We start from the raw sequence: 21,214 nt of genomic DNA, 5'->3' as shown, positions 1-21,214 counted from the left end.
GCCAGGCAACCGCAAAGGGCCAAGCCATGACGCGCCGCCTCCTCACTTCCCTGCTGCACGCCACCTGCGTCGCCATGCCTTCGGCGGGCCTGACGCTCGGCCTGATGGCAAGCCCCGCCGGCGCCCAGACCACCGCCCGGCCCGCGCAGGACATCTCGCTCTCGATCGGCAATGGCCAGCTCATCACCGTTCCCGGCATGATGGCCGACGTCTTCGTCGCCAACGACGACATCGCCGACGTGCAGGTCAAGTCGACCAACCAGCTCTACGTGTTCGGCAAGGCCGGCGGCACGACGACCGTCTATGCCAGCGACAAGGGCGGACGCGTGATCTGGTCGGCCAACATCCGCGTCGGATCGAACTTCGACAGCGTCGATGCCATGCTGCGCCTCGCCATGCCCGAAGCCCAGATCACGGTCTCCCCGCTCGGCACCAGCACCTTCCTGCTGACCGGCACGATCAAGGCCCCCGAGGACGCGGCGGAAGCCGAGCGGCTCGTGCAGGCCTACGTCGGCGACAAGGCCAACGTGATCAGCCGGTTGCGCACGGCGACGCCGCTTCAGGTCAACCTGCAGGTGCGCATCGCCGAAGTCAGCCGCTCGCTGGTCAAGACGCTGGGGGTCAACCTGGCAACTTCGGACAGCACCAGCGGCTTCAAGTTCGGCATCGGCCAGGGTTCGGCGGTCAACTCGATGTTCACTCCGGGCGGACCGCTCGGCGTCGGCGTGACCGCGACCACCGGGCAAACCGACGTGGCGGCCTCGACCTCGGGCACGACGCTGGGCATGGCCGGCAAGCTTCTCGGCGTCGACATCCTGGGTGCGCTCGACGCTGGCGAGACGGTCGGCCTCGTCACCAGCCTCGCGCAGCCCAATCTCACCGCGCTCTCGGGCGAGACGGCCGAGTTCCTCGCCGGCGGCGAATACCCGATCCCGATCAGCCAGGGCAGCTCCTCGGGCAACAACGTCACCATCCAGTACAAGCAGTACGGCGTCAGCCTCAGCTACACACCCACGGTGCTTGCCAATGGCCGCATCTCGCTGCGCGTGCGGCCGGAAGTTTCCGAGCTTTCGAGCGAGGGTTCGGTGACGCTCAACGGCTTCGAAGTGCCCGCGCTGACTACGCGGCGCACCGAGACCACCGTCGAGCTGGGCTCAGGCCAGAGCTTCATGATCGCCGGCCTGCTCCAGAACAACACCTCGAACTCGATCCAGAAGATGCCCGGTGCGGGCGACCTGCCGATCCTGGGCTCGCTGTTCCGCTCGACCAGCTACAAACGCGGCGAGACCGAACTGGTCATCGTGATCACCCCCTACCTGGTCAAGCCGGTCGACGCCTCCCAGATCGTCCTGCCGACCGATGGCTTCAATTCGCCCAACGAATTGCAGCGCATCCTCGGCAACCAGCAAAGCGACGGTGTCGACGGGCAAAGGCGCCCGGGCCCCACGCGCTCGCCCGATACGGCCACGGTGCCGAGCGTGGGCGACGCATCGGGGGCCACGCTCCCGGCCACCGGCGCCCAGACGCCCCGCACCGCTTCGTCCGACAGCGACATCAAGCCCGGCTTCAACCTCAAGTGAGCGAGATGCACCCCATGCGCTTCACCTCTCCTTCGCACGGCGCCCGCGCCGTTGGCCTCGCCCGCGCCGCAGGCCTCGTCCTAGCCCTCGCCCTCGCGCCCGGCCTCGCCGGTTGCGGCGGGATCGCGACCAACCGCTCAATGTATTCCGAGCACCAGCCGGTGGTCGAGCAGGTCAACTACACCCTCGACCTCTCGGCGAGCGCCCAAGGGCTCGCCTATGGCGAAGACCAGCGCCTCGTCGGCTGGCTCGACGCGATGAACCTCAAGTACGGCGACAAGGTCTATGTCGATGACCCGGTCAACAACGGCGCCGCCCGCGCGGCCGTTGCCGAGGCCACCGGCAAGCGCGGCATCCTGCTCGCCGACGGCGCCCCGGTGACCAGCGGCTACGTCGAGCCCGGCACCATCCGCGTGATCGTGGCGCGCATGCGCGCTTCGGTGCCCGGCTGCCCGAACTGGAAGAGCGAATCGGACTTCAACCCGAACAACGGCCTCTCGAGCAACTATGGTTGCGCGGTGAATTCCAACCTCGCCGCCATGGTCGCCAATCCCGAGGACCTCGTCTCGGGCTCGCAAGGCTCGGGCGACACCCAGATCATGACCTCGTCGAAGGCCATCGAGGCCTACCGCAAGGCCGAAACCACCGGCAAGGGCAACACCGTCGCCGACACCAGCTCCAAGGATAACTGATCGATGAACGCTCCCTGGAAGACCGGTGCCGGAAACGGCCGCGACCAGTTCGCCGCCTACTTGTGCGACGAGGCCTCGCTCGACGTGATCCGGCCGATCGTGATGGAAATGGGCTGGCAGCCCGAGAAGTGCAACAAGGGTGGCCTCAGGAACGCGATCCAGTCGCTCTCGATCACCGCCTCGCCCAACATCCTGATGGTCGACCTCTCCGAGAGCGGCGACCCGCTGAGCGATATCAACGCGCTCGCCGAAGTCTGCGAGCCGGGCACGATCGTGATCTCGGTGGGCCAGGTCAACGACGTGCGCCTCTACCGCGACCTCATCGCCAGCGGCATCCACGACTACCTTCTCAAGCCGCTCTCGCCCGCCCAGGTGCGCGATTCTCTGGCCCAGGCGCAGATGGTCTATGCCTCGCCCAAGAGCAGCGATCCCAACGCGGCGAGCCAGCACGTCTCGACCGCCGTGATCGGCACGCGCGGGGGCGTCGGCGCCTCCACCATCGCCACTTCGCTGGCCTGGCTGTTCAGCGCCGATGCCAAGCTGCCGACCGCTCTGCTCGACCTCGACATCCACTTCGGCACGGGGGCGCTCTGCCTCGATCTCGAGCCGGGCCGCGGCCTCACCGACGCGATCGAGAACCCCAGCCGCATCGACGGCCTGTTCATCGAACGCGCCATGATCCGCGCCAACGACAACCTCGCGATCCTCTCCGCCGAGGCGCCCATCAGCAGCCCGCTGATGACCGACGGCGCGGCTTTCATGCAGCTCGAGGAAGAATTCCGCGAGGCCTTCGACACGACCGTGATCGACATGCCGCGCAACATGCTGATCAATTTCCCGCAGCTCGTCGCCGACGTGAACGTGGTCGTGCTCGTCACCGAGTACACGCTCGCCTCGGCGCGCGATTCGATCCGCATCCTGTCCTGGCTCAAGGCAAACGCGCCCCACTCGCGCGTGATCGTCGTTGCCAACAAGGTCCAGTCCGCGATCAGCGAGATCAGCAAGTCCGACTTCGAGGCTTCGATCGAGGCGCGCATCGCGCTTTCGATCCCCTACGACGCCAAGGCCGCCGCGCTCGCCGCGAAGCTGGGACAGACCTTCGTCGACGCCAACCGCGCCAGCAAGGCCGGGATTGCGCTGCGCGAGCTTTCCAACCTGGTGCTCGACACGCGCGACGAGGGTGGCGAAGGTTCCGACGGGAAGAAGGCCTCGCTGCTCGACAAGCTCGACCTCAAGTCGTTCATGTCGGGCATGGGCGCCAAGAAGGCCGGGGCCGACGCGCAGTAAGCGCCGCGGGGCTCTGGCGCGTGGGATCGAATTGACACAAGGTACGCAAAGGCGATGAATTCCTTTCAGCTCATCCTGTTCGCGGGCGGCCTCATGGCCACCTTGATGCTGCTCTATCTCGCCTTTTCCGGCCCTTCGCCCACGAAGGAGAGCGCGCGCCGCCTCAAGGCCCTGCGCTTCCGCCACTCGCAGAGCACGACCGACCGGGTCGAGGCGCAGATGCGCAAGGCCGTCGCCGCGCGCAAGCCCAAGGTGCGGCGTCTCGCCGGGTCGGGCTCACGCATCGAGGCGCTTGAACTGCGGCTGATGCGCTCGGGCACCTCGTGGACGCTCGCGCAGTACTTCTATGGCTCGCTCGGCATCGCCGCCTTCCTGACGATCGTCCTGTTCCTGAAGTCCGGCGCGCCACTGCTGGCCCTCACGCTCGGCGTCTTCGCCGGTGCCGGCATCCCCCACGCCGCGCTCAACTACCTCATCAACAAGCGCACCAACAACTTCACCGCGAAATTCCCCGATGCGATCGAGCTGCTCGTGCGCGGCCTTCGCTCGGGTCTGCCGGTGACCGAGACGCTGACGGTGGTGGCCAAGGAAGTTCCGGGGCCCGTGGGCGAGGAGTTCAAGCTCATCACCGAACGCATCAAGATCGGCAAGACCATGGAGGACGCGCTCCAGGAAACCGCCGACCGCATGTCGATCTCGGAATTCAACTTCTTCTGCATCACGCTCGCGATCCAGCGCGAGACGGGCGGCAACCTTGCCGAAACGCTCGCGAACCTTGCCGACGTGCTGCGCAAGCGCGCGCAGATGAAGCTCAAGATCCGGGCGATGAGCTCGGAATCCAAGGCCTCGGCCTATATCGTGGGCGCCCTGCCCTTCATCGTCTTCGGACTGATCTGGTGGATCAACCCGAAGTACATCGGCGAATTCTTCCAGGACGAACGCCTGATGGTCGCGGGCATGGGCGGCGCGGTGTGGATGGGCATCGGTGCCTTCATCATGGCCAAGATGGTCAGTTTCGAGATCTGAGCGAGGGACAGGCATAATGCTCGAGCAACCCGCAGGCCCCACCATCCTGGGCTTCGACGTCATCCTCGTCGGCACGTTCCTGGCGATGATCGCGACGATGGCCACCCTCTACGCCATCTACACCGCGCTCACCGTGCGCGATCCCATGGTCAAGCGCGTCAAGGCGCTCAACGCGCGCCGCGAGGCGCTCAAGGCGGGCATCACCACCGGCGCGCGCAAGCGCCAGAGCCTCGTCAAGCGCAACGAGGCCACCGACAAGATGGGCCAGATCCTGGGCGCGCTCAAAGTGCTCCAGGGCAGCCAGCTAAAGGAAATCCAGCAGAAGCTCGCGCAGGCCGGCATCCGCGACAAGCAGTGGGCCGTCGCGGTCGTGTTCGGGCGCCTCGTCCTGCCGATCCTGCTGGGCGGGACCGCCGCGATCGTCATCTACTGGGTCAACTACTTCCCCGAATGGGGCAGCTTCAAGCGCTTCATGGGCTTCGCGGTACTGCTGCTCGCGGGCTACAAGGGGCCCGACCTGTTCATCCAGAACATCGCCACCAAGCGCACCGCCGCGATCCGCAAGGGTCTGCCCGACGCGCTCGACCTGCTGGTGATCTGCGCCGAGGCGGGTCTCACCGTCGATGCCGCCTTCGACCGCGTCTCGCGCGAACTGGGCCGCGCCTACCCGGAACTGGGCGACGAGTTCTCGCTCACCTCGATCGAGCTCTCATTCCTCACCGAACGTCGCCAGGCCTTCGAGAACCTCGCCTGGCGCGTCAATCTCGATGCGGTCAAGGGCGTGGTGACGACGATGATCCAGACCGAGCGCTACGGCACCCCGCTGGCCTCGGCGCTGCGCGTGCTCTCGGCCGAGTTCCGCAACGAGCGCATGATGCGCGCCGAGGAAAAGGCCGCGCGCCTCCCCGCGATCATGACCGTGCCGCTGATCCTGTTCATCCTGCCCACGCTCTTCGTGGTCATCCTGGGACCGGCCGCCTGTTCGATCGCAGACGCCTTCTCGGGCGGAGGCCCGGGCAGCCACTGAGCGTTACGAAAACCGGCACGAAAAAAGGGGCGCTCCCACCCGCGAAGGTGGGAGCGCCCCTTTTTGCATGAGCTGCGAACCTAAGGCGTCAGGCCATCGCGGCCGCGGCCTCCTTGCTCGAGGTCAGCTTGCTCACCACCACGATCGCGAGCGTCGAGGCGAGGAAACCGGGGATGATTTCATAGACGCCCGGACCGCCCAGGAAGCTGGCGTTCCATTCCAGCACGATCCACACGATCACCACCAGCGCACCGACGATGAGGCCCGAGACCGCACCGGCTCCCGACATTCCGCGCCAGGTCAGCGCAAGGAAGATCATCGGCCCGAACGCGGCGCCAAAGCCCGCCCAGGCGTTGGAAACGAGCTGGAGCACTTCGGAATTGGGGTCGCTGGCAATCGCGATCGCGGCCAGCGACACCAGCAGCACCGCCACGCGGCCCACGTTCACGATCTCGCGCTCGGAAGCGTTCTTGCGCAGGAAGAGGCGGTAGAAGTCCTCGGCCAGCGAGCTCGAAGAGACCAAGAGCTGCGAGGAAATGGTGCTCATGATCGCGGCCAGCAGCGCGGCGAGCAGGAAACCGGTGATCAGCGGGTGGAAGAGCAAGTGCGCGAGGACGACGAAGATCGTCTCGGGATCTTCCAGCGGCAATCCGTTCCTCTGCATGTAGGCGCGGCCCGCAAGTCCCACGCCCAGCGCACCGATCAGCGAGACGAACATCCAGGCCATGCCGATGTTGCGCGCGACCGCCACGTCCTTGACGCTGCGCACCGCCATGAAGCGCACGATGATGTGCGGCTGTCCGAAGTAGCCAAGGCCCCAGGCCACCGCCGAAAGCCAGCCGACGAAAGTCAGCCCATGGGTCAGGCTGAAGAAGTTGGGATCGATCGCGGTCAGCGTTTCATTCATCTGCGAGAAGCCGCCGCCCTGGTCGCCCCACAGCACCACCACCGGCATCAGCACCAGCGCGATGACCATGATGCAACCTTGCACGAAGTCCGTCAGCGAGACCGCGAGGAAGCCGCCCACCATGGTATAGGCGAGCACGACGCCCGCCGTCAGCCAGATGCCGAACATGTAGTCGCTCATGCCCACGTTGCCGAACACGCCCGCAAAGCTCGTCACGAAGAGCTTGCCCCCGCCCACGAGCCCGGCCGCGGTGTAGATCGTAAAGAACACCACGATGATCACCGCCGAGACGAGCCGCAGCAGCACGGCCTTGTCGGGGAAGCGGTTCGCCAGGAATTCGGGGATCGTCAGCGCGTTGCCGTAAGAGACGGTCTGTTCACGCAGGCGCGGGGCGACGACCATCCAGTTGACGAGCGCACCGAAGAAGAGGCCGATGCCGATCCAGGCCTCGACGAGACCCGAAGCGTAAAGCGCTCCGGGCAGGCCCATGAGCAGCCAGCCCGACATGTCCGAGGCCCCCGCCGAAAGCGCGGCGACCGCCGGGTGAAGATCACGCCCCCCGAGGAGATAGCCCTCGGAAGTCTCGGTCGACTTCTTCCAGGCGTAAAGGCCGATGCCGAGCATCAGCACGAAATAGAGCGTTAGCGATATGAATGTTCCTGTCTGCATGGGCAGGGGACGTAACAAGACAAGGAACAAAACCCAAGGTTTGCGAGGCAGAAAGCCAGAAATTGACACGATCGGGCTGCACGACTCAACGATGCTTGCCCAATCGTTTGCCAGGGCGACATATCGTTAGGCCGCAAGCCTGGCACGTTTCGTCCACGCAGCTCATTTCGCGATCAGGCCGGCCCTTTCCGCGCCTCTCGCAAGGCGCGAAATTCGCTCGCGCCCCGCTCCTAAAGCCAGGCGCGCAGGCCGATCACGAAGCTGGTCTGGGCCGCCTTTTCGCCCGCAGCGCGCGCCAGGTCCGCGCTGGTGCCCAGGCGCCATTCACGCTCGATCCCGATGTAGGGCGCAAATTCGCGCGCGACCTGGTAGCGCAGGCGCAGCCCCGCCTCGATCCGGTCAAGCCCCGCGCCGATGCCCAGTTCGGGAACGTCCTGCGCGGCAAGGCTCAACTCGCCGCGCGGCTGAAGCACGAGACGCTGCGTCACGCGCTGGTCGAGTTCGGCCTCGATCCGCGCGGTAACGTCCCCCCGGTTCGACACGAAGGCGGCCGCGTCGACTTCGAAACGGTAGGGCATGAGCCCCTGCACGCCGATCACGCCGTACGTCCGGTCGGGTCCTGTCAGGTCCTGCCGGACACCCGCCTGCAGATCGAACCAGGGCCCGATCGCGCGGCTGTAGAGAGCCTGAACCTCGGCGCTTTCGGGCGCGTTACCAAAGCTTCCTTCGCCTTCGGACTTGAGCCAGAGCTTGTCGGTATCCCCGCCATAGTAGCCCTGAAGGTCCCACAAGTAGCCATCCTTGCCCGCATGTGCGCGGTATTCGATGCGGTCGGCTTGGAAATAGGTCACCGTCATGGCGCCGTTCATCCGCACGAGCTCGGCCCGGCTGGCGGCCATCGCATCGGCGCCCCACACCGCGTCGGCCGCGCGTGCCGGTCCCGTCCCAGCCGAGGTCGGGGGCGGGCCTTCCGGTGGCACCGCATGGCCCATCGCCGCGTGATCCATCGCCGAATGGTCCATAGCGCCGTGGTCCATGGTCGCGTGATCCATCCCCGACATGGCCCCAGGGCTCGACGGATCCTCCTGGGGCTCGTCCGCCTGGACGGACATGTCCATCGTGTGCCCTTCGTGCTGGGCACGCGCGCTGGTCGCCGTCAGCGCGAGAGCGGGAAGCGCGGCGCCAAGAAAAGCCGTTTTTGCGAGCCGACGCATCAGGCCTCTCCCTCGGGCGCGGCGACGGTCACGATCTGGAACATCCCCGCGTGCATGTGGTAGAGCAGATGACAGTGGAAGGCCCAGTCCCCCGGCTCGTTCGCGGTGAGATCGAAGGTCGCGCTGCCGCCGGGCTGGACGACGAGCGTGTGCTTGCGCGGGGCATGTCCCGCGGGCGCACCGTTGACGAGATCGAAGAAGTGGCCGTGCAAGTGGATCGGGTGCGCCATCATGGTGTCGTTGACCAGCTTGACCCGCACCCGCTCGTTGTAGGCAAAGCGGATCGGATGATCGCTGACCGCGTTGAACTTGCGCCCGTCGAACGACCACATGTAGCGTTCCATGTTGCCGGTGAGGTGGATTTCCAGGCTGCGCGAGGGTTGCCGCGGATCGGGATCGGGCGTGAGCGCGGCAAGGTCGCGGTAGGTGAGGACGCGGTGATAGACATTCGCGAGCCCGATCCCCGGATCGCCCATGCGATCCACCGGGTTCATCGCCACCATGTCGATGCCCGGGCCGACCTTGACGGTATCGGGAAGGCGCGCGGTGTCGCGCATCTTCATCGGCCCCATCGCCATCTCCGGCATGTCCATAGCGCCATGGTCCATCGCACCGTGATCCATTGCGCCATGATCCATTGCGCCATGATCCATTGCGCCATGATCCATTGCGCCATGATCCATTGCGCCGTGGTCCATCCCGCCCATATCCATGGAGTCATGGCCCATCGCGCCGTGGTCCATGTTCATGCCCATGTCCTTCATTGTGAGCAGCGGCGGATCGCGCAAGGGCGGCACTTGCGCGCGCGCACCGGGGCGACTCGCAAGCATGGCGAGCGCCATGCCCGAACGGTCCATCGCCTCCGCGACGATCGCGTAGGCCTCGCCCACCGGTTCGACGAGCACGTCGTAAGTCTCGGCCACGCCGATCTGGAACTCGTCGACCGCGACCGGCGCCACGTTCTGCCCATCGGCCGCCACGACGGTCATCTTCAGCCCCGGAATGCGAAAATTGAAGAACGTCATCGCACTGCCGTTGATGACGCGCAGGCGCACCCGTTCACCGGGGCGGAAGGCGAGTTCCAGCCCCTCGCGCGGGCCGAAACCGTTGGCGAGGTAAGTATAGGTCGACCCGGTCACGTCGAGGATGTCGGTCGCCATCATGCGCATGCGTGCCCAGTGGCGCCGCTCCTCGCCGCTCAGCGGGTAGTCATCGCTCCACGTCGTCTGCTGGTAGTTGAAGTAGCCCTCGCCCTTCTTGAGCTTCTGCATGATCGTGTGCGGGTGGAGCGGGGTAAACTCGCTCAACAGGAGGACGCATTCGCGGTCCGCCCGGACCGGGTCCTCCCCGGCCGGATCGATCACGATGGGGCCATAGTGCCCGGTCTGCTCCTGCAAGCCCGAATGGCTGTGCCACCAGTAGGTCCCCGCCTGGCGCACGGTGAATTCCGAGACGAACGTCTCGCCCGGCGCGATGCCGGGAAAGCTGATGCCCGGCACCCCGTCGTACTGGAAGGGGACGAGCAGTCCGTGCCAGTGGACCGAGGTATCCTCCTGCGTATGGTTGTGCACGGCGAGGCGCACCTGCGAACCTTCCTTGAGGCGCAGCAAAGGCCCGGGCACCGAGCCGTTGACGGCGAAGGCATGGCCGCTGCGCCCTTCGACATGGCGCATCCCCTCCCCCACCACGAGATCGACCTGCGGTCCTGCCACTTCGTCGAAACCGGCACGAATCATGCCCCCGTGCCCCCCTGCACCATGGCCGATATCGGCCCCGCGCGCCCAGGCCGGCACGGCCAGCGCCCCAGCGAGGAGGCCACCGGCGCGCAGCAAGGCGCGGCGATCGGCGATGAGGCCGGAGGAAGAAGGCTGGCGAAATCCGGGAGGGTTGTGTCGCATGATCCCCCTAGATTATATACCCCCCTGGGGTATTGCAAGAAGGATGAGATGGATGCACGACCACACCGAAACCGACCGCATCGTCAAGCGCCTCAACCGCATCGAAGGCCAGGTGCGCGGCGTCTCGCAAATGGTGGCCCAGGGCCGCTACTGCATCGATATCCTGCACCAGGTCCAGGCCATCAAGTCGGCGCTGGCCCGCACCGAAAGCGCGATCCTCAAGAACCACGCGGCCTGCTGCGTGAGCGAGGCCATCGCCAGCGGCGATGCCGCCGAACAGCGCGCCAAGTTCAACGAACTCGTCGATCTCATGGAAAGAACGCGCCGATAGCCCGAGGCGCAGCAAAAAGAGTTGATTTCGCGGCGGCCGTACCCCCGGATTAATCGCACTTTTTCAGCAACATTCGAGAAATCATCGCCTCTCCCGATCACACTTATCGGGCTAATGCGCTTTCGTGCACATAGGGTTGCAGCGTACTCAAGTGGCGCTCGCAGATCAGCTGAGCGTTCGTCGCAATCAGGTGGAGAGGCATCATGCCCGCTACAAAACAAGCTTTCCGCGCCTTCCTGCTGGGAACCGCGCTTTCCGTCACGGCCGCGCCGGCCTTCGCCAAGGTCGAGAACGAGACCGTCACCGAGCAGGACACATCGGTCCGCACCAAGATCGGCGGCATGACCAACGAGGACTGGTGGCCCGACCGCCTCGACCTGACGCAGCTGCGCCAGCACGAGGCGATGTCCAATCCCTATGGCGCCGACTACGACTACGCCAAGGAATTCGCGAGCCTCGACCTCACCGCCGTCAAGGAAGACATCCGCAAGGTCCTGCACACCTCGCAGCCCTGGTGGCCCGCCGACTACGGCAACTACGGCCCGTTCTTCATCCGCATGGCCTGGCACTCGGCCGGCACCTACCGCGTGGGCGATGGCCGCGGCGGTTCGGACGGCGGCGAGCAGCGCTTCGACCCGCTCAACTCCTGGCCCGACAACGTCAGCCTCGACAAGGCCCGCCGCCTGGTCTGGCCGATCAAGCAGAAGTACGGACGCAAGCTCTCGTGGGGCGACCTGATGGTGCTCTCGGGCACGGTGGCGCTCGAGGACATGGGCTTCAAGACGCTCGGCTTCGCTGGTGGCCGCGTGGATGCATGGCAACCCGACATCGTCTTCTGGGGCCCCGAGGCCAAGATGATGACCGACGCCCGCCGCGACGCAAAGGGCAACCTCAAGGGTTCGCTCGCCGCCACGCAGATGGGCCTCATCTACGTCAACCCGGAAGGCCCCAACGGCAACCATGATCCCGTCTCGGCTGCGGCCGACATCCGCCGCGCCTTCGGCAACATGGCGATGGACGACGAGGAAACGCTGGCGCTGATCGCCGGCGGACACACCTTCGGCAAGGCGCACGGCGCGCACAAGCCCGAGGAATGCATGGGCGCCGAGCCCACTGCGGCCGGGATCGAGAGCCAGGGCCTGGGCTGGAAGAACAAATGCGGCAAAGGCAACGCCGAGGATACCATCACTTCGGGCCTCGAAGGCGCCTGGTCGGCCGCTCCCACGCAGTTCACCACGCAATACGTCGACAACCTGATGAATTTCGACTGGGTGAAGACCAAGAGCCCGGCTGGCGCCACGCAGTGGATTCCGACCGATCCGGCGGCGGCGAACCTCGTCCCCGACGCGCACGTCGAGGGCAAGTTCCACGCGCCGATCATGTTCACCACCGACATCGCGCTGAAGGAAGACCCCAAGTTCCGCGCAATTCTCGTCTCGTGGCAGAAGGATCCCACGCTCTTCGCCAAGGCCTTCGCGCGCGCCTGGTTCAAGCTGACCCACCGTGATCTCGGCCCGCAGGCCCGCTACCTCGGCGCCGACATCCCGGGCGAAACCTTCACCTGGCAGGACCCGCTGCCCAAGGCGAGTTTCGCGCCGATCAGCGCGGCCGACGCACAGGCGCTCAAGGGCCAGATCCTGGCCTCGGGCCTGACCGTTCCGCAGCTGGTGCGTACGGCCTGGGCCTCGGCCTCGACCTTCCGCGACACCGACATGCGCGGCGGGGCCAACGGCGCGCGCCTGCGACTCGATCCGCAAACGAACTGGGCGGTCAACGATCCGGCCGAACTCAAGATGGTGCTCGCCAAGCTGACGCAGGTCCAGGCCGCCAGCGCCAAGGCGGGCAAGCCGATCTCGATGGCCGACCTCATCGTGCTGGGCGGCTCGGCGGCGATCGAAAAGGCCGCGCGCGACGCCGGCCACCCGGTCGCGGTGCCCTTCACCCCCGGCCGCGTCGATGCCACGGCCGCGCAGACCGACCCGGCCTCGTTCGCCTACCTCGAGCCCAAGGCCGACGCCTTCCGCAACTATTACCGCGAAGGCGCCAACTACGCTCCGGCCGAGGCGATGGTCGACAAGGCCGACATGCTGGGCCTGACCGTGCCCGAGATGACCGTGCTGGTTGGCGGCATGCGCGCGCTTGGCGCCAATGCCGGCGGCGCGAAGGCAGGCATCCTCACCAGCCGTCCGGGCCAGTTGACCAACGACTTCTTCGTCAACCTGCTGACGATGGACACGGTCTGGTCGAAGGGCGCCAATCCAGGCGTCTATGAGGGCAAGGACCGCACCACCGGCGCCGCGAAGTGGACCGCCACCCCGGTCGACCTCATCTACGGTTCGAACTCGGAACTGCGTGCAGTTGCCGAAGTCTACGCCTCGGCGGACGCGCAGGACCTCTTCGCCAAGGACTTCGTCGCGGCCTGGACCAAGGTGATGAACGCCGACCGCTACTAACTCCACAGCAAGTTACAAGTTCCACAGCAAGTTACAAGTAGTGTCAGAAATAGGGGCGGGTCTCGATTGCGAGATCCGCCCTTCCCATTCAACCCGCACCTCCCGCACTGCGCAGACTTGCGGGAACCGGCGATGACAAAAATGTAACACCTCGATAAAAATACTTATCCGATACTTTCAAGCCGCTTGAACAATTCCGCCTCGTCACGAAAGTTCGCGCCTTGCTCTGCGATCCCGCGTGGATCACATCGCAAATTTTGGCGGCGGCCCCTCCCATGCGACGGGAGGGTTCGAAAAATCAGCGGGTGCCCGACAGAACGCGGCCTTGCGAAGGGCTGCGCCCGATGGTGCTCGCGCAGAAAATGACGGGGCACTTATGAGGATTGCTGAAGACACCACGCGTACCATGGCGACACGCCGGCTCCTGCTCGGTTCGGTCGCTCCACTCGCCCTGCTCGCCACACCCGCGCTGGCCCAGGACGATACCAGCCCCTCCGGAGACTGGCTCTCCGCGCAGGCCGGTTCGGACATCAGCGTTTCCACGTCGTCCATGGCCGAAAGCCAGTCGCGCGTGAGTTCGATCGCTCCTGATCCGCAGATCGTGATCGCCGACCCGGGGGACAGCACGAGCAGCCTCGACCCCGTCGACGTCAATGGCGTTGGCCAGATGATCGTCGACCAGCAGAACGGCTTCATCGGCCTGTGCACGGCCACGCTGATCAATCCGCGCACGGTCATCTTCGCCGCGCACTGCGTCAACGACGAGCCCGGCAGCGCCTACGGCTCCGCCTCGGGAGGCAAGCCGATTGGCTTCGGCTTCTCGAACGACAACTACGCTGGCCTTCTCAACTGGTACTTCGGCGGCAACCAGACCGACACCTCGGCCGCGTTCTACAACGGCAACTGGGTGACCTATAACCCGGCTTCGCTCGAACCCGAGGCGGCCTCGTTCCTCTATGGCGATGTCGCGATGGCCTCGCTCGACACGCCCGCGGCCGACGTGCCGACCTGGGCGCTGATGTTCTCGCCCCTGCCCGACCCTGGCGCGATCGGCGATGACGGCACCGGCTACCACGTCACCATCACCGGTTACGGCCGCAATGGCTCGGCCTCATCGGGTTCGGCCTATGGTGTCGATTTCCGTCGCCGTTCGGCCGAGAACATGCTGGGCGCGCTCGCCAGCCTCGATCAGTTCGAGAACTTCCTGTTCGGTAGCAATTCGACGACCTACCCGCAGAACCTCTACTGGATCGACTTCGACGACCCCACCCGCACCAGCCCCTACGACTTCAACGCCTGGCGCGACGAGGGCCTGGAGAATGAGGGCATCACCGCCAGCGGCGATTCCGGCGGTCCGCTGATCCTCGATGACACCTACGACATTTCGGTCGTGATCGGCGTGCTCTCGGGAGGCTACACCCGCTTCTTCAACGGTCAGCCCGCCAATGGCTACGGCACTGCGAGCTTCTACCAGCCGCTCTACCTCTACTGGGATTGGATCGCAGCCAACAACCCTTATCACTACGCCTCGGCCAAGGCCGGCGATGGCGCCTGGGAAGATCCCGAACACTGGGTCACCACGCTCGATCCCAACTACATGGTGCTCGACGACGACGGCAACCTGGTGAACGGCGTGCCCACCACGGCCGGCGAGGGATCCACCGGCAACTCCGGCACGTTCGGCCAGGCCTGCTTCCAGCTGGGAGGCTCCGACGAATGCCTCGACATGGCAACCGGTGAATTCCTGGTCGATGGCCAGCCGACAGGTGGCACGGCCGGATCGGCGAGCGATGCCAGCGCGACGCTCTCCGTTTCCGACTTCGCGGCGCAGCTCGCGGCGCAGGCGGGTGGCTCGACTTATGCGCTGCCCGACCCCACGCTCGAAAACGGGTTGCCCGGCGCGTCCGACTTCGTACCCGACAATTCCGAAGTCGCCGGCGCCAAGCCGGCCTACTACGACGTCACGCTGACAGAGGACGGCACGACCACGCTGTCGAGCACGGTGACGGTCGATCGGCTCACGATCAGCGGCACCGGAGCCGCGCTCGACATCACCGAGGACGCCTCGCTCACCAGCCTCATGTCGATCAACCAGTACGCCGGCATGGTCCGGGTCGATGGTACGCTGGCCACCAACGGCGACTATTTCCTGATGACCGGCGGCCTGCAGGGTTCGGGCACGATCGCGGCGCCCTACTTCACCAGCGTGGCCGGGGTGATCGCGCCGGGCGGCGTGGGCACCCTCGGCACCTTGACGTTCCAGGGCAACCTCATTCTCGCCTCGGGCACCAGCACCCTCATCGACCTCGCCTCGGGCGGCCTGTCCGATCACATCGTGGTCCAGGCCACCGGCGCGGGCGATGGCCTGGCCAGCGTGGGCGGCCTTCTCGTCCTCAACCCCACCACCATGATCCGAGATGGCGACAGCTTCTCGATCCTCTCGGCCGAAGGCGGCATCTCGGGCACCTTCGACGGCTGGAACGCGATCAGCGCGATCCTGACCCCCGAGCTGACCTACACCGCGACCGGCGTCGACGTCGTCATCGAGGCCGGTCTCTACGCCGACGTCGTCGACACGGCCTCGCCCGTGCAATTCGCCTATGCCCGCCTGCTCGACCGCAACCGCTCGCTCTACAACCAGTACGCCGGTGTCTACGGTCCGCTCGACATGATGTGGGAAGACGACATCATGGCGACGCTCGAGGGCCTGGCCCCGCGCGAGCAACCCCTGCTCCAGTCGATGGCCACCGCCGCGCTCGACACCAACGCGCGCTTCATCCGCGATCGCATCGCCACCGTCACGGCGGGCGTCGAGGGCGGAACACTCGCCTACTACGGCAACCCCAGCGGCACGATGGCGGTGTTCGACACCAGCAACACTGGCGTGGATCCGAGTGTCGAGGGGATGGGAGCCACCCCGGAATCGGTCGTTTCCGGTGCCTTGCCCGACACCATGACCGGCTTTGTCGCTGGCGGCTACATCGACGGCAAGAGCGACGGCACTCCCACCGCCACGCCTTACGCAGGCGACAAGTTCCACGGCTACTACCTCGCTGGCGGCCTCGAGATCTCGGACGGCGATACCGGCTTCATCGGCATGGCGCTTTCCTACACCCGGATGGAGGGCGAGCCCGGCTATCCGTCGCGCTCGGTCGATGGCGACATGTTCCAGGTCAATCTCTACGGCGGCACACGCATGGAGAGCGGCTTCGGCTTCGACTTCCAGGCGAGCGGCGGCTTCTGGGACTTCGACACCAAGCGCGAAGTCTCGATCGGCGCGAGCGAGTGGACACTGCGCGCCAAGGACGCGCCGCTCGTGATCAACACCGAGGTCGGCGTGAGCCAGATGCTCGGCATGGGAAGCTCATTCAGCCTGACCCCGCGCCTCGCTTTCCGCGCCAACCGGATCGACTTCACCCGCACCGCCGAGCGCGGCGGCGGCCCGGCCTTGCAGTACGAAATGCAGGATTACCGCAGCATTCAGGGCCGCGCCGGGGCGCGCCTTGCCGGCAGCGGCGCGATCAAGCCCTACCTCGAGGCCACTTACGTGCACGACTTCGAGGACAAGCCCGGTTTCTTCACCGCCAACTTCGTCGGCGGTCTCGGCTCCGGGGTCGGCTTTGCGCTGCCCGGTGACGACCAGGACTGGGGCGAAGTGGGCGTGGGCATCACGACCGGCGGCAAAGTGGCCTTCTCGCTTCACGCCGAGACGACCGTCTGGCGCGACGATCTCAGCTACCAGTCCTACCGCGGCGCCGTGACGGTGACATTCTGACACTCTCTTTCGCACCGTCGCCGGATGTCTGCCGAGTACATCCGGGGGCGGTGCGAAAAAACACGACGCGCGAAGCCCGTGGGCCTCGCGCGTCCTGACTGGTTTTGGGATTGCTCGGGAAGACGAGCCGTCAGGCCTCGTAGAGGCCGCCGAGCACTCGCTTGAAATGGCCGTTGACATGGTCGTTGCACGAACAGGCCCGCTCGGAAAGCCCTTCCCGGTTGATCACCTCGATGGCTCCGCGGCGCGTGCGCAGCAGCCCGTCGCGCTTGAAGCGCTGGAGGACACGGCTGGCGTAACTGCGGCCCACCCCCATCATCGAGGCGAGCTGCTCCTGCGTCATCGTCACGCTCGGGCGCCCCATGCGATCCACCGCGGCGACGAGCCACTTGGCCGCGCGCTGTTCGATCGTGTGGACCGCGTTGCACGCGATCGACTGGAAGACTTGCGCCATCATGCAATCGGCATAGCGTGACAGGAGATGGGCGACCGCCGGATTGCCGCGCTTGATCTCCTCGAGATCGCGCAAGGCCATGCGACGGAAGAGGCCACCGTGCAGCACGTTGGCGCGTGCGAAGGCGGGCAGGTTGCCGTGGCTCACCACGCCGCCCAAAGCGCCTTCGCGTCCGACCAGGATCGTCTCGACCGCGATTCCTTCGTCCATCTCCACGAAAAACGAACAGAGCGCCGCCCCCATGGGAAAATAGCAGTAATCGATGGTGTTTCCCGGTTGGTAGATCACCGAACCGGCTTCCAGGGTAACATCCTCGAGCTTGTGCCCGAGCAGGCGTCGATCGGCCTCCTCGAGCCGTTCGAGGAGATCGTTGTGTCTGTCCAGGGCCATTGCGTCCATCAAGATTCCCGACGCCGCAGCGCCTTTTCCATCATTTGCCTACCTGCGTGAAACAAGGGGAGTGCCGACAAGTTCCCCGCAAATCCGAGCGCTTCGTCCTCTTGGGCACCTCGTTCGGCGCACACCGTCGAGTTGCGTGCACTATTGGACAGACAGGCCCCCGCCACACTGCTAAAGCGTGACTGAGGAACATTCGCCCCGAGGCGGCGTTGCAATCGTGGCAGGTTCGACGAACGCGCGGGACATATCCCGTGGGCGCGGCGTCGTTCTTGCAATTGATTGTGGTTCTATTAATCGAACGCGAATGGACAGCATGAAGACAGGCAGGGAAGACTCCGGGTTGTTGCACCGCTTGCGGGCCGTCACCCGGGCGTCCCACGAGAGGCTCGACGAGGCTTTCGGCGCGCTCGATCTGACCCGCCGGGACGATTGCGCCCGTTTTCTCGTCGCCCATGCCATTGCCTTGCAAGCCGTCCAGCCGGTCTTCGCCCGCTTCGTGGCCGAAGAACTGGACATGCCCGCCCCCGACTTCTCCTCCATGCTCGCCGCCGACCTCGCCGAGCGGGGCCACCCGACCGCACGTCTTCCCGCGCTCGACGCGGCCGAGGCGATTCGCGCGCCCGGTGGCGCGGCGGGCGTGTGCTACGTCATCGCCGGATCGCGGCTCGGCAACGCGGTGATCCGTGCCCAGGGCTATGCTGGCCGCGAGGCGGGAATTCCTTCGCGCTACATGGAAGACGATACCGGCCACGCGGTATGGAAGCAGTTCGGCACCTGGATCCGCTCGCGGACCTTCGGCGCCACCGAAGCGGCGGGTGTGGAAGCCGCTGCCCTTGCAACCTTTGAACACTTCGAGGCCGCCTTCGCCGTCGGTACGAAATGGGAGCTTCCGTACACCGATGGCTGAAGACATGCACCAGGTCGACCTGACGACCTGCGATCTCGAACCGATCCACATTATTGGCCGCATCCAGAGTTTCGGCTGGCTGCTCTCGTTCTCGAGCGACTGGATCATCAACCACGCCTCGGTCAACTGCGAGAATCTGTTCGGCCAGCCCGCACGCGACCTCATCGGCCTCAACGCCACGCAGTTCCTGTCGCCCAGCGCCATGCACGACATTCGCAGCCGCCTGCAGATCCTGGGTACGGCGCAGTCGGTCGAACGCATCTTCGAAGTCGACCTGCTCGCCGACGGACGGCTGTTCGATCTTGCGGTGCACACCTCGGGTCGCAGCTTCGTGGTCGAAATCGAGGAGCACGAGAGCGGCCGTCGGCGCGACTTCGTGTCCTACGTGCGCCCGATGATCGAGCGCATGCGCCAAAGCGAAACCACCGAGCGTCTCTGCGCGAGCGCCGCGCGCCACTTGCGCGGCCTCACCGGGTTCGACCGGGTCATGGTCTACCGCTTCTCCGACGACGGCGCGGGCGAGGTCATCGCCGAAAGCCTCAACGGCCTCGTCGACAGCTTCAAGGGGCTGCACTTTCCCGCCTCGGACATTCCCAAGCAGGCGCGCCGGCTCTATACTCGCAACCTGCTGCGGATCATCTCGGACGTCGATGATCCCACCATTCCGGTGATCCCGGCGACGGGCCCCACCGGCGATCCGCTCGACCTCTCGATGTCGGGCCTGCGCGCGGTCTCGCCGATCCACATCGAGTACTTGCGCAACATGGGGGTCAAGGCCTCGATGTCGGTCTCGATCATGCGCCGGGGCAAGCTGTGGGGGCTCATGGCCTGCCACCACTACAGCCCGCTGCGCCTGTCCTATTCGGTGCGCACCGCGAGCGAGCTGTTCGGCGAATTCTTCGCCTACCTGCTCGACCAGAAGGAGAGCGACGCCGCCTTCGAACGCCGTGACGATTCGATGCGGCTGCACGACGAGATCATGAGCCGGGTCGCGGGCGGCGGTTCGCTGCTCGACGCCTTTGGCGACTTCAGCGAATCGATCGGGCGGGTGATCGAGTTCGACGGTGCGATCGGCTGGGTCGACGGTGAATTCATGGCCCATGGCCTCACGCCCACCCGCGCCCAGTTCAGCCAGCTCGCCCGCTTCCTCAACACGGCAGGGGCCAGCACGGTGTGGGCGACCGATTCCATCGGCACCATCTTCGAACCCTCGCGCGAGTGGGAAGACAAGGCGGTGGGCGTGATGGCGCTTCCCGTCAGCCGCTCCCCGCGCGACTACATCGTCCTGTTCCGCAAGGAGCAGCTGCGCGAGGTCAAGTGGGCCGGCAATCCCGAGAAGTCGGTCGAGCTGGGCCCCAACGGCGCCCGCCTTACCCCGCGCAAGAGCTTCGAGATCTGGAAGGAAGAGCGGCGCGGCTACTCGCGCCCCTGGACCGACGAAGAGACGACCGCGGCGGAATCGCTGCGCATCACACTGCTCGAGGTGGTCCTGCGCATGTCCGATGCCGCCCACGCCCAGCGCGAGCAGGCGAGCCAGCAGCAGGACATGCTGATCGCCGAACTCAACCACCGCGTGCGCAACATCCTCAACCTCATCCGCGGGCTCGTCTCGCAGAGCAAGGATGGCGCAAATACCATCGACGAATTCGCCGAGATCGTCGGCAGCCGTATCCACGCGCTCGCTCGGGCGCACGACCAGGTCACCGAGAAGGACTGGCGCCCCTCCTCGCTCTACGACCTGATCCGCACCGAAACCGCGGCCTACGCCAGCGACAGCCTCGACCGCGTCGTGCTCGAGGGCCCCGATGCGCTGATCGCACCGAGCGCCTTCACCACGCTCGCGCTCGTCATCCACGAATTGATGACCAATTCGTGCAAGTACGGTGCGCTCTCCGACACCGGCGGGCAGGTCAACGTCACGCTCGGGCGCAGCGAAGACGGCGGGCTCGAGATCGACTGGCGCGAGGAAGGCGGCCCGCCGGTCGTCGCCCCCACCCGGCGCGGCTTCGGTTCGACCATCATCGAGCGCACGATCCCCCACGAACTGGGCGGCAGCGCCTCGGTGATCTTCCCCAGGGATGGTCTCCAGGCCTTCTTCCTGATCCCGCAGGAGCACATTGCCACTTTCGAGACCCCGGGTGCCGACCCGCGCCAGGGTGTGATCGAGGTGCCGGAGGGGACCGACATGAGCGAACGCCTGCCCGAAGGCGTCGCGTTGATCGTCGAGGACAACGTCATCATCGCGATGGAGGCGGAGGACTACCTGCGTGCCTGCGGCTTCACCGATTGCCGCGTCGCCGGCTCGGTACCGAGCGCACTCGACGTGGTGGACAGCTGCGAGATTGCCTTCGCCATGCTCGACATCAACCTCGGCAAGGAGACCAGCGCTCCGATCGCCGAAGCCCTGCGCGAGCGTGGCATCCCCTTCATCTTCGCCAGTGGCTATGGTGAGCGGACATTGCCCGAGGGCAACTTCACCGGCGTACCGGTGGTGACCAAGCCCTATGGCGAACGCGACGTACGCTCTGCGATCGCGCGCGCGACCGCCAACCGCTACTGAAACCATGCGCGAAAGGTCGGGGCCGATCCCCGACC

Annotated in this window: 14 protein-coding genes; 10 read left to right on the top strand and 4 right to left on the bottom strand. The window is 66.0% G+C overall.

All coding sequences use genetic code 11. The features are described from left to right. The first annotated feature begins 26 nt into the window (after positions 1 to 26). From HT136_RS13890 to HT136_RS13870, 5 genes are read left to right on the top strand one after another with little or no spacing between them, the layout of a single operon-like run. The gene (locus HT136_RS13890) at positions 27 to 1,580 is read left to right on the top strand and encodes a type II and III secretion system protein family protein (RefSeq protein ID WP_214200396.1); all 1,554 of its coding nucleotides are present in this window, start codon (positions 27 to 29) and stop codon (positions 1,578 to 1,580) included. Positions 1,581 to 1,594: 14 nt separating this feature from the next. Beyond that, the gene (locus HT136_RS13885) at positions 1,595 to 2,272 is read left to right on the top strand and encodes a CpaD family pilus assembly protein (protein ID WP_214200395.1); all 678 of its coding nucleotides are present in this window, start codon (positions 1,595 to 1,597) and stop codon (positions 2,270 to 2,272) included. Positions 2,273 to 2,275: 3 nt separating this feature from the next. Further along, positions 2,276 to 3,559, top strand: a complete 1,284-nt coding sequence (locus HT136_RS13880) for a P-loop NTPase family protein (RefSeq protein WP_214200394.1) — start codon at positions 2,276 to 2,278, stop codon at positions 3,557 to 3,559. A 54-nt stretch (positions 3,560 to 3,613) separates the two neighbouring features. Then, the gene (locus tag HT136_RS13875; RefSeq protein WP_214200393.1) at positions 3,614 to 4,585 is read left to right on the top strand and encodes a type II secretion system F family protein; all 972 of its coding nucleotides are present in this window, start codon (positions 3,614 to 3,616) and stop codon (positions 4,583 to 4,585) included. A 16-nt stretch (positions 4,586 to 4,601) separates the two neighbouring features. Then, complete coding sequence (locus tag HT136_RS13870; RefSeq protein WP_214200392.1) at positions 4,602 to 5,612, top strand: type II secretion system F family protein; 1,011 nt, start codon at positions 4,602 to 4,604, stop codon at positions 5,610 to 5,612. A gap of 88 nt (positions 5,613 to 5,700) precedes the next feature. On the opposite strand, the gene putP is transcribed toward HT136_RS13870, so the two are convergent. From putP to HT136_RS13855, 3 genes are all read right to left on the bottom strand, one after another. Beyond that, positions 5,701 to 7,188, bottom strand: coding sequence for a sodium/proline symporter PutP (gene putP, locus HT136_RS13865; RefSeq protein WP_214200391.1), 1,488 nt, complete (start codon positions 7,186 to 7,188; stop codon positions 5,701 to 5,703). Between the two features lie 230 nt (positions 7,189 to 7,418). After that, positions 7,419 to 8,402, bottom strand: coding sequence for a copper resistance protein B (locus tag HT136_RS13860; protein ID WP_214200390.1), 984 nt, complete (start codon positions 8,400 to 8,402; stop codon positions 7,419 to 7,421). Next, positions 8,402 to 10,300, bottom strand: a complete 1,899-nt coding sequence (locus tag HT136_RS13855; RefSeq protein WP_214200389.1) for a copper resistance system multicopper oxidase — start codon at positions 10,298 to 10,300, stop codon at positions 8,402 to 8,404. The genes HT136_RS13860 and HT136_RS13855 overlap by 1 nt, the downstream gene beginning before the upstream one ends. 52 nt (positions 10,301 to 10,352) lie before the next feature. On the opposite strand from HT136_RS13855, the gene HT136_RS13850 reads away from it, so the two are divergent. The 3 genes from HT136_RS13850 to HT136_RS13840 all read left to right on the top strand — a co-directional run bounded on the left by HT136_RS13850 (position 10,353) and on the right by HT136_RS13840 (position 16,859). Continuing rightward, a complete protein-coding gene (locus tag HT136_RS13850; RefSeq protein WP_214200388.1) occupies positions 10,353 to 10,631 on the top strand; it encodes a metal-sensitive transcriptional regulator in 279 nt (92 codons plus the stop codon). Between the two features lie 203 nt (positions 10,632 to 10,834). Then, a complete protein-coding gene (gene katG, locus HT136_RS13845) occupies positions 10,835 to 13,084 on the top strand; it encodes a catalase/peroxidase HPI (RefSeq protein ID WP_214200387.1) in 2,250 nt (749 codons plus the stop codon). 376 nt (positions 13,085 to 13,460) lie between these two features. Next, complete coding sequence (locus HT136_RS13840; RefSeq protein ID WP_246543701.1) at positions 13,461 to 16,859, top strand: autotransporter domain-containing protein; 3,399 nt, start codon at positions 13,461 to 13,463, stop codon at positions 16,857 to 16,859. A gap of 130 nt (positions 16,860 to 16,989) precedes the next feature. Here HT136_RS13840 and HT136_RS13835 read toward each other — a convergent pair whose 3' ends face one another. After that, a complete protein-coding gene (locus HT136_RS13835) occupies positions 16,990 to 17,703 on the bottom strand; it encodes a Crp/Fnr family transcriptional regulator (RefSeq protein ID WP_246543700.1) in 714 nt (237 codons plus the stop codon). A 313-nt stretch (positions 17,704 to 18,016) separates the two neighbouring features. Between HT136_RS13835 and HT136_RS13830 the strand changes: the two genes are divergently transcribed. Both HT136_RS13830 and HT136_RS13825 read left to right on the top strand, forming a co-directional pair. After that, positions 18,017 to 18,619, top strand: a complete 603-nt coding sequence (locus HT136_RS13830; RefSeq protein WP_214200385.1) for a biliverdin-producing heme oxygenase — start codon at positions 18,017 to 18,019, stop codon at positions 18,617 to 18,619. Continuing rightward, positions 18,612 to 21,179 carry an HWE histidine kinase domain-containing protein gene (locus tag HT136_RS13825; protein WP_214200384.1) on the top strand — a complete coding sequence of 856 codons (2,568 nt, stop codon included), beginning with the start codon at positions 18,612 to 18,614 and terminating at the stop codon, positions 21,177 to 21,179. The genes HT136_RS13830 and HT136_RS13825 overlap by 8 nt, the downstream gene beginning before the upstream one ends. The last annotated feature ends 35 nt before the right edge of the window (positions 21,180 to 21,214 follow it).

Origin of the sequence: Novosphingobium profundi (genome assembly GCF_018491765.1) — a bacterium.
In the GTDB taxonomy this organism is placed as follows: domain Bacteria; phylum Pseudomonadota; class Alphaproteobacteria; order Sphingomonadales; family Sphingomonadaceae; genus Novosphingobium; species Novosphingobium profundi.
This window is presented reverse-complemented; position numbering and strand designations above follow the sequence as displayed.